The 8,049-nt window shown below is 63.1% G+C and carries 11 protein-coding genes and 1 pseudogene; 4 read left to right on the plus strand and 8 right to left on the minus strand.

Annotated features, from left to right (window positions below):
- The 4 genes and pseudogenes from EN749_RS39625 to EN749_RS24795 all read right to left on the minus strand — a co-directional run.
- Positions 1-166: pseudogene (locus tag EN749_RS39625) on the minus strand (2-hydroxyacid dehydrogenase); the annotation flags it as partial.
- Positions 163-1,185: a LacI family DNA-binding transcriptional regulator gene (locus EN749_RS24785; RefSeq protein WP_127396005.1), complete on the minus strand. Its 1,023-nt coding sequence runs from the start codon at positions 1,183-1,185 to the stop codon at positions 163-165. The gene EN749_RS24785 and the pseudogene EN749_RS39625, both read right to left, overlap by 4 nt.
- Positions 1,186-1,262: 77 nt before the next feature.
- The gene (locus EN749_RS24790; protein WP_164748949.1) at positions 1,263-2,147 is read right to left on the minus strand and encodes a DMT family transporter; all 885 of its coding nucleotides are present in this window, start codon (positions 2,145-2,147) and stop codon (positions 1,263-1,265) included.
- A gap of 192 nt (positions 2,148-2,339) precedes the next feature.
- Positions 2,340-2,747 carry a DUF2000 family protein gene (locus EN749_RS24795; protein WP_128307228.1) on the minus strand — a complete coding sequence of 136 codons (408 nt, stop codon included), beginning with the start codon at positions 2,745-2,747 and terminating at the stop codon, positions 2,340-2,342.
- 49 nt (positions 2,748-2,796) lie between these two features.
- Between EN749_RS24795 and EN749_RS24800 the strand changes: the two genes are divergently transcribed.
- Positions 2,797-3,666 (plus strand): AraC family transcriptional regulator, encoded by an 870-nt coding sequence (locus tag EN749_RS24800; RefSeq protein WP_128364160.1) that lies wholly within the window; start codon positions 2,797-2,799, stop codon positions 3,664-3,666.
- A gap of 24 nt (positions 3,667-3,690) precedes the next feature.
- Here EN749_RS24800 and EN749_RS24805 read toward each other — a convergent pair whose 3' ends face one another.
- Positions 3,691-4,161, minus strand: coding sequence for a MarR family winged helix-turn-helix transcriptional regulator (locus tag EN749_RS24805; RefSeq protein ID WP_127396003.1), 471 nt, complete (start codon positions 4,159-4,161; stop codon positions 3,691-3,693).
- 66 nt (positions 4,162-4,227) lie between these two features.
- Between EN749_RS24805 and EN749_RS24810 the strand changes: the two genes are divergently transcribed.
- The gene (locus EN749_RS24810; protein WP_127266502.1) at positions 4,228-4,413 is read left to right on the plus strand and encodes a hypothetical protein; all 186 of its coding nucleotides are present in this window, start codon (positions 4,228-4,230) and stop codon (positions 4,411-4,413) included.
- On the opposite strand, the gene EN749_RS39630 is transcribed toward EN749_RS24810, so the two are convergent.
- On the minus strand, positions 4,377-4,583 hold the full coding sequence (locus tag EN749_RS39630) for a hypothetical protein (RefSeq protein ID WP_348629377.1): 207 nt from the start codon (positions 4,581-4,583) through the stop codon (positions 4,377-4,379). The two genes, EN749_RS24810 and EN749_RS39630, sit on opposite strands and share 37 nt — an antisense overlap.
- A 25-nt stretch (positions 4,584-4,608) precedes the next feature.
- A complete protein-coding gene (locus EN749_RS24815; RefSeq protein WP_348629378.1) occupies positions 4,609-5,106 on the minus strand; it encodes a hypothetical protein in 498 nt (165 codons plus the stop codon).
- 197 nt (positions 5,107-5,303) lie between these two features.
- Between EN749_RS24815 and EN749_RS24820 the strand changes: the two genes are divergently transcribed.
- Positions 5,304-6,359, plus strand: coding sequence for a GTP-binding protein (locus EN749_RS24820; protein WP_127808208.1), 1,056 nt, complete (start codon positions 5,304-5,306; stop codon positions 6,357-6,359).
- A gap of 258 nt (positions 6,360-6,617) precedes the next feature.
- The gene (locus EN749_RS24825) at positions 6,618-7,592 is read left to right on the plus strand and encodes a WD40 repeat domain-containing protein (protein ID WP_128364161.1); all 975 of its coding nucleotides are present in this window, start codon (positions 6,618-6,620) and stop codon (positions 7,590-7,592) included.
- Between the two features lie 6 nt (positions 7,593-7,598).
- On the opposite strand, the gene EN749_RS24830 is transcribed toward EN749_RS24825, so the two are convergent.
- On the minus strand, positions 7,599-8,049 hold a 451-nt coding region (locus EN749_RS24830; protein WP_128364162.1), incomplete at its 5' end, for a hypothetical protein.

Genomic DNA, 8,049 nt, shown 5'->3' on the forward strand with positions numbered 1-8,049 from the left:
AAGCGATGCCGCGCACATCGCTGCGCATCTCGTCGGTGATGAGGGACGGATCGGCGCGTTCTATTCTGACACGCCTGAACGTACGGTTGATGCGGTCGACCGCATGGTCGTTGAAATCGCCCGGCACCAGGATGGCGACGGTCTGCAACTGTTCGGCCTTGGTCATGCACGCTCCACCGGCTTGCCGGTCGACTGACGCACATGCAGTTCCGGCTTGATCAATTCCTGCGAGGGCCGCACCGTCTGGCCGTTGAGCTTGTCGAGCAACGCGCTGGCGGCGCGGCGGCCAACCTCGCGCTGGCCGTTCCAGACGGTGGTCAGGGCCGGCGTCGCGATCGCCGCCTCTTCGAGGTCGTCATAGCCGGTAACGGAGATGTCGATGCCGGGCACAAGGCCGGCACGGGCAATGCCGTTCATCAGGCCGATGGCGACAAGGTCGTTCCAGCAGCAGGCAGCCGTCGGTCTGTCCTTCAGCGCCAGGAACTGTCCGGCGGCCTCGAAGCCGGCCTGCTTGGTGCGTGGGCCGGCGATGCGCCATGACGGCCTGACTTCCAGCCCGGCCGCCTCCATCGCGTTGACATAGCCCTGGTAGCGGTCACGGCCGGTCGAGGTCTGGTCGGTGCCGCCGATCATGGCGATGCGCTTGTGGCCGAGCGAGATCAGATGGTTGGTGGCGAGGCCTGTTCCATAAGAGTCGTCGCCGCGAAAGACCGGCACGTCGGCACCCTCGACGGTGCGCGCGATCAGCACAGCCGGCAGGCCGTTCTCCTCGGCCATCAGGATGTCGGAAGCCGGCGTGCCGATGGCCGGCGACATGATGACGCCGTCGGCGCCGAGCTGTAAAAGCGTGTCGATGAAGGTGCGCTGCTTTTCGAGCTGATCGTAATGATTGGACAGGATGAAGGTTTGACGGCTGCGGTCGAGCTCGCTTTCGATTGAGCGCAGGATCTCGGCGAAGAATGGGTTCATGATGTCGTGGACGACGACGCCGACAATGCCGGAACGCGAGGTGCGCAGGCTGGCGGCGCGTCGGTTATAGATATAGCCGATGGCGCGGGCATGTTCCTTGATGCGGTCACGCGTGGTACCGGCAACCAGAGGGCTGTCGCGCAGCGCCAGCGAGACCGTAGCCGTGGACACGCCGAGCGCATCCGCGATCGTCGAAAGCTTGATTTTTTGTGCCAGCGACGTGTGCTCCCCGGACCTGAATTTCCAGACCTAAACTGTTTAAAGGCGGCGTTATGCCACCGATCGGGGGCAAATCAAAGTTTTTTTGCCAACGCCTCGGCCTCGACATCCGAGGCCGCGCGGCTCCGCAGCCGAAGCCTATGCTCGCGATGGACGATGTAGAGACCGCTGGCGACGATGATGGCGGCGCCGACCAATGTCCAGCGGTCGGGAAACTGCTTGAAGACGATCCAGCCGGAAATGATCATCCACACCATCTGCGAATAGGGATAGGGCGCCAAAGCCGTGGTTGTCGCCAGCCGGTAGGCCTGGACCAGCAGCCAGTGACCGACGCCGCCGAACACGCCGAGCATCAGCAGCACGAACCAGTGCCAACCGTCATGCGGCAGGGAAAACGAAAACGGCAGCAGGGGCAGAAGCAACAGCGCCGGCGCCAACGCCGAAAACAGGATGAGGCTCTCCGATGTCTCGGTCGCCGACATGCGGCGCGTCATGATGACGTAGAAGCAGTTCGACAGCATCGAGCCGAGCGCGAAGAGATGTCCGATGCCGAAAACGCCGACGCCCGGCCGGGTGATGATGAGGACGCCGGCAAAGGCCGCCAGGATGGCCAGCCAGCGCCGCCAGCCGGCCCACTCGCCAAGCAGCGGACCGGCCAGTGCCGTGATCACCATCGGCCCGAAGAAATAGATCGAGGTTGTCTCGGCCAGTTGCAGGGATTTGAGCGCCAGGACATTGAATATGGTCGATCCGAACAGGAACGCGCCACGCAAGATATGCGCCGGCAGGTTGACCGGACGAAACCGCACCGGTTGGCGCCAGCCGCGCAGCAGCGCGCCGACCAGCACGACATGCACGGCAAAGCGCACCCAGGCAACGACCAGCACGGAAACGCCTGCAAGGACGAGGTATTTGCTTGATGTGTCGAGGAAGGTGAAGAAGACATAGGTGGAAAGCATGCACACGATCGCCACCGGGGGCGTCGCGCTTTCTACATGTCTTTGGGGAGCACTCACTTGCAGGCCGGGTGGGAAGCTGGGCTGGAGCCCACCTTTGCGGGAATTGCCGGCTCCCGGCAAGCCAATTGTCGACTGCCGCGACATGAAAGCCTGCTGGCACAACAAGAGCCGCCGGCAGGCGTAGTGCCTTGGCTAGGCGTGCATGCGGGCGCCCTTGGTGATTTTATCGACCAGCTTCTTGTCGGCGCGAAGCGCGATCCCGACCACCTTGGCGTCTTCAGGCGCGAATTCGGCGAAGACGGCACGGTTGGCCGCGTCAAAGCCGGTCGAAAACATTTCCTCGACATAGAGCGAGGTGGTCACGCCGCGCTCCAGCGTGCGCCGATGGATGGTGCCCAGCGTCGTCTGGTCGGCGGACAAAACGATGACCGGCTGGATCGACAGCGGGTTGTAGAGATTGCCGGCGCGGTCGCGATAGGGTGCACCGATGATATCGGGAAACTGCGCGACGATGCCGCTGGTCAGGAAAGCGGTGACGTTGAGTTTCTGCCAGACCGGCAGATCTTCCCTGAGCACGATTGCAAATTTCGTATCGAACATGAGACATTGGCCATTCGGTTTGTGCCCCAATGCGAGGCTGAAGGAGATGATGTCGCACGATCTAGACAGCCAGGCCTACAAGGGTCTTGGACGTTTGTGCGTCGATGCGGCGGAAAACCGTATCATCTCCGCCCCCGATCCCGCAGGCATGGAGCGGATCGAGGCGCGCTTCCATGGCAGCGCCTTCGACCTGCATCGCCACGACACCTATGCGATCGGGGTGACGCTGCACGGTGTGCAGACGTTTCGCTATCTCGGCGCTGCGCGCCACAGCCTTCCGGGCCAGATCATCGTGCTGCATCCCGACGAGTTGCATGACGGCGGCGCCGGCACCGAGGACGGACTGCGCTACCGAATGCTCTATCTGGAACCGTCGCTGATGCTCGACTGCCTTGGCGGCGCGTCGCTGCCTTTTGTCAGGGATGGCGTGGTGGCGGACGCCGCCTTCTGCGCAACGCTGCTTTCGGCGCTGGGTCCGCTGGAGCAGGAACTCGACGAGTTGTTCGTCGACGACTTCCTGACGCAACTGATGCAAAGCCTGATCCGGCATGGCGGCCAGTCGGCGAAGCCGATGAGCAGGACGGCGTGGCGGGCGGCTGCGCTGGCGCGCGACTATCTCACGGAAAACCTGAACCGGCCGGTGCGTTCCGGCGAGCTGGAAGCTGTAACCGGGCTCGATCGCTATGCCTTGTCACGGCATTTCCGTGCCGCTTTCTCCACCAGTCCACATCGCTTCCTGGTGATGCGCCGGCTTCAGCGGGCGCGGCGGATGATCGCCGCCGGCGAACCGTTGGCACAGATCGCGGTCGAAGCCGGCTTCAGCGACCAGAGCCATTTCATCAGGCAATTCAAGAAGGCGTTCGGCATGACACCGGGACGCTGGTCGTCGCTGATCCAGGGCTCTGCCGCGGCGGCCTGATCGCCTGCCGCGACAATCCGCCGGTCAGTCGTCCGATTCGGCGTCGTCGTCGATGAGCACCAGTTCCTCGTTCGAGAGGTTGGCCTCGATGCGGGCAAGCAGTTTGAACAGCGACTTCTGGTCCTTCTTGTCGAGACCCTTCAGCGCCAGCTTTTCGGTCTTCTTCACCGATTTCTCGATGGCGTGAATGATGTCGCGACCGGTGTCGGTGAGGAAAATATGCGCCTGACGGGCGTCGGCCGAGGAGGCGCGTTTTTCCAGAAAACCCTGGGCCTGCAGCCGGTTGATTGTCTTGGTGATGGTAGGTGGGCGCACGCCGAGGCGTCCGGCAAGATTGCCCGGCGTCTGGCCGTCCTCACGGTCGAGCGCCAGCATGATCTGATCCTGGCCGGCATAGAAGCCGTGCGCCAGAAGCCGGGCCGCCAGCGCCGTTCTTGCCAGCCTTGCCGCCGAATGCAGCCGGCTCATTGTCGCAGTCTTATCCGCCTTGGCCATGGTCATCCCTCTTCGGCCGTACCGGTGCGGGCAGCATAGAGGCAGCCGGCCGGTTGGCAATCGACGATGAAAAAGATTCCGGAGCTTCAAACAGCTTTGCCGGCAAGCATTGTGGTGTCCGCCGTGGCTAATGCCAGATGTTTATTTCAGTTAGATGACAAACGAATTCCCAGCCGGAATTTTCGCCGCGAGCAAAGTGATGGAGTGACCGCCGCTCAGCCGGACTTCACCGCGATGATCATCAGCGCCTGATAGGCATCCTCCAGCTCGCGCAGCGCAGCCTGCGATTGCGGTCCAGCCCGCCTGGCGATGCCGTCCGCGGCATTCGAGGTGTCGCGCTCGCCCGACCGGTCATTGTAGGGTGCGGCCGTGGTGAAAATCTGCTCGCTGAGGCTGTCCGGGAAAAACAACTGTCCGGTCATCACCGAACTGTCGTCGGGAAAGACCTTAAAATGGATGTGGGTGGTGCGGCCGCGATACCAGCCGGGATAGATCGTGGCGAAGGAAACGATGCCACTCGCGTCGGTCCTTTGCCAACCACGCAGGAAGGTCTGGCCCGAGGTCGAGATCGCGGCCATCACCCTGTCCGGGATAGCCGGAATAGGCGCCTTGCGCGTCGCAATGCCAGATGTCGACACGAGCGCCGGCAAGCGGGCGGCAGCCCGCGTCGACAACCTGCAGCCGGACATCAAGGGCAATGCCCTTCTTGCCTTCGGTGACATCGGCGCGTTCTAGCTTCGGATCGAAATAGAAAGGTCCCTCGGTCGCCTCGGGCGTGATGGTGCAGACACCGGCGCCGTTTTCGAACAAGGCCAGTCCGGCATAGGGTGAAGTCTGGTCTGCTATCGCGGCGGCGGGCAGGAAGGCACCACCGCCGGCGGTGACCGCGATCAAACCGAGCGCCTGGCGCCGGCTCATTGAGAACGAGGATGGCTTGCCGGACATATCTTGCCTCTCGAATTGGCATCTGTCGCCCTGATCTAGGCGATCACAACGGCTTTCGCCAACGATTCGGCAATGCAGCAAGCCGGTTTGGCCCATCGGTTTGCCCCGTGCAAAAGCCCCGCACACATCCTATATGGAGCCGACATTCCCTTTTTCTCAGGCCGAATTTCCGAGGCCCAGATAATTCGAGGCAAGCCATGAGCGACGCACAGACGCAGATCCCCGTAACCGTTCTCACCGGCTATCTCGGTGCCGGCAAGACGACGCTGCTCAACCGCATCCTGTCGGAAAACCACGGCAGGCGCTACGCCGTCATCGTCAACGAGTTCGGCGAAATCGGCATCGACAACGACCTGATCGTGGAATCCGACGAGGAAATCTACGAGATGAACAATGGCTGCGTCTGCTGCACGGTGCGCGGCGACCTGATCCGTGTCGTCGAGGGCCTGATGCGCCGACCCGGCCGCTTCGATGCCATCGTCGTCGAGACCACCGGGCTCGCCGATCCGGTGCCGGTGGCGCAGACCTTCTTCATGGATGACGACGTGCGCTCCAAGACCAGGCTCGACGCGGTGGTGGCGCTGGTCGACGCCAAGCACCTGCCGCTGCGGCTCAAGGATTCCCGGGAAGCCGAGGACCAGATCGCCTTCGCCGACGTCGTCGTGCTCAACAAAACCGACCTCGTCACATCAGAAGAGCTCGCCAAGGTCGAGGCGACGATCCGCGCCATCAATCCGGCGGCGAAGATCCACCGCACGACCCGAGCCGGCGTCGCCCTGACCGAGGTGCTCGATCGCGGCGCTTTCGACCTGTCGAGGGCGCTGGAAAACGATCCACACTTCCTCGAAGCGCATGACGATCACGATCATCATGACCACGACCATGACGGCCACGATCACCACCACCATGATCATGACGGGCACCACCATCATGCGCATGCTTCCGACATCCATGACGTGACGGTGCAATCGGTGTCGCTGCGCGGCGGCGAGATGGACCCGAAGAAATTCTTCCCATGGATCGAGAAGATCACCCAGATGGAAGGCCCCAACATCCTGCGGCTGAAGGGCATCATCGCGCTCAAGGGCGATGATGAGCGCTATGTCATCCAGGGCGTGCACATGATCATCGAGGGCGACCACCAGCGCGCCTGGAAGGACGGCGAGAAGCATGAGAGCCGGCTGGTGTTCATCGGCAGGGAACTCGACGCCGAGCGGCTGAAGAAGAGTTTTGACGCCTGCCAGGCGGCTTGATTTCCAGACTTTATAGCGCTAGCGCTGCCCCTCCTTCCTTCTCCCCTTGTGGGAGAAGGAAGGAGGGGCGAAGCTCGGTCGGATGAGGGGGGTTCCAGCTTGGCGCTGACGGAGATCCGTCACCCACCCCTCAACCGTCTCGGTGCTGCGCGCCGATCCACCTTCTTCCACAAGGGGAGAAGGCCGGCCGCACCCAGCCGCGCTGGCGACCCAGCGAGGTTAGACGACCAGCATAAATCTCGAATGGAATAATCTCACATGCCGACCGTCGCCCCGCTTGATCTCGAAGGCCACTGCATCGCCGCCGTCTTTCTCGGCGACGTGCCGCATTTCGCGATGGCCGACGGCGCCGTCCATCGGCTCGACCATGGCCACAAGACAGTTCAGGCCAATGACGGGGTGCTCGCCGCCTTCCATGATGCGGCCAATGACCGGCTGATCACCGGCGGCGAGGACGGCAAGGTGTTTGCCGTGAAGGCGGGCGGCGAGGTCACGGAACTGGCAAGCGCGGCCAAGAAGTGGATCACCAGCGTTGCCGCCGGGCCGCAAGGCGCCATCGCCTATGCCTCAGGCAAGACCGCCTTCGTGCGCTTCGCCGACGGCAAGACGAGGGAATTCGTCCATCCGCGTTCGGTCGAGGGGCTGGCCTTTTCGCCCAAGGGCATGCGCTTCGGTGTCGCCCGCTACAATGGCGCGACGCTGCATTTCCCGGCCGCCGAGGGCAAGCCGGTGGAGCTTGAATGGGCCGGCGCCCACACCGGCATCACCTTCTCTCCCGATGGCGCCTTCCTCGTCACCACCATGCAGGAAAACGCATTGCACGGCTGGAAGCTCGCCGACGGCAAGCACATGCGCATGACCGGCTATCCCGGCAAGGTCAAAAGTCTGTCGTGGAGTGTGAAGGGCAAGTGGCTGGCGAGTTCCGGCGCGCCGGCGGCGATCGTCTGGCCGTTTTCAGGCAAGGATGGTCCCATGGGCAAGGCACCGCTGGAGCTCGGCACGCGCGGCAACGCCATGGTGACGGCTGTCGCCTGCCACCCGAGCCAGGATGTCGTTGCCGTCGGCTATGATGACGGGATGGTGATGGCGGTGCGTTTTGCCGACGCCAAGGAAGTGCTGTTGCGACGGCCGGGCAAGGGCGCCATCACCTCGATGATGTGGGACAAGGAAGAACGCCGGGTCGCCTTCGGTAGTGCCGCCGGCGATTGCGGCGTCATCGATATCACGGCCTGACCCCGCTCACTCCGCTCCGCACGACACCTTGCCGCTGATTTCAACCGGTTTGCCGTCCTGGTCCGTATCCGCCGCGGCGTCGTAGACGGCGAGCGTATAGCTCCCGTCGTAGACGCCTTCGTCGCTGGTCTTGGTCAGGATCGTCAGTTCGACCGAATTGATCTTTTGCGCGACCTCGTGCTCGCGATAGATGTTCAGCCGCAATTCCTTGCCGTCGAGCCAGTACTGCGTCAGGTTGGAATCCTCGAACACCGTCTTGCGCAGGCTGTCGCCGGCAGGCCGGCTCAGAATTTCGAGGTTGCCGCGAAAGTTGAAGGTCGGCCCGCCCATGCCTCTGGTGACGCCTGCCTCGACCTCGAATGTCGCCGCCGGGTCCTCGGTGGAGCACCAGATGCCACCCGACGCGAAGGCAGCGCCAGCCGACGACAGAAGCATTGCCACACACATGATCGTTCTC

This window comes from Mesorhizobium sp. M7A.F.Ca.ET.027.02.1.1 (genome assembly GCF_004022985.1).
In the GTDB taxonomy this organism is placed as follows: domain Bacteria; phylum Pseudomonadota; class Alphaproteobacteria; order Rhizobiales; family Rhizobiaceae; genus Mesorhizobium.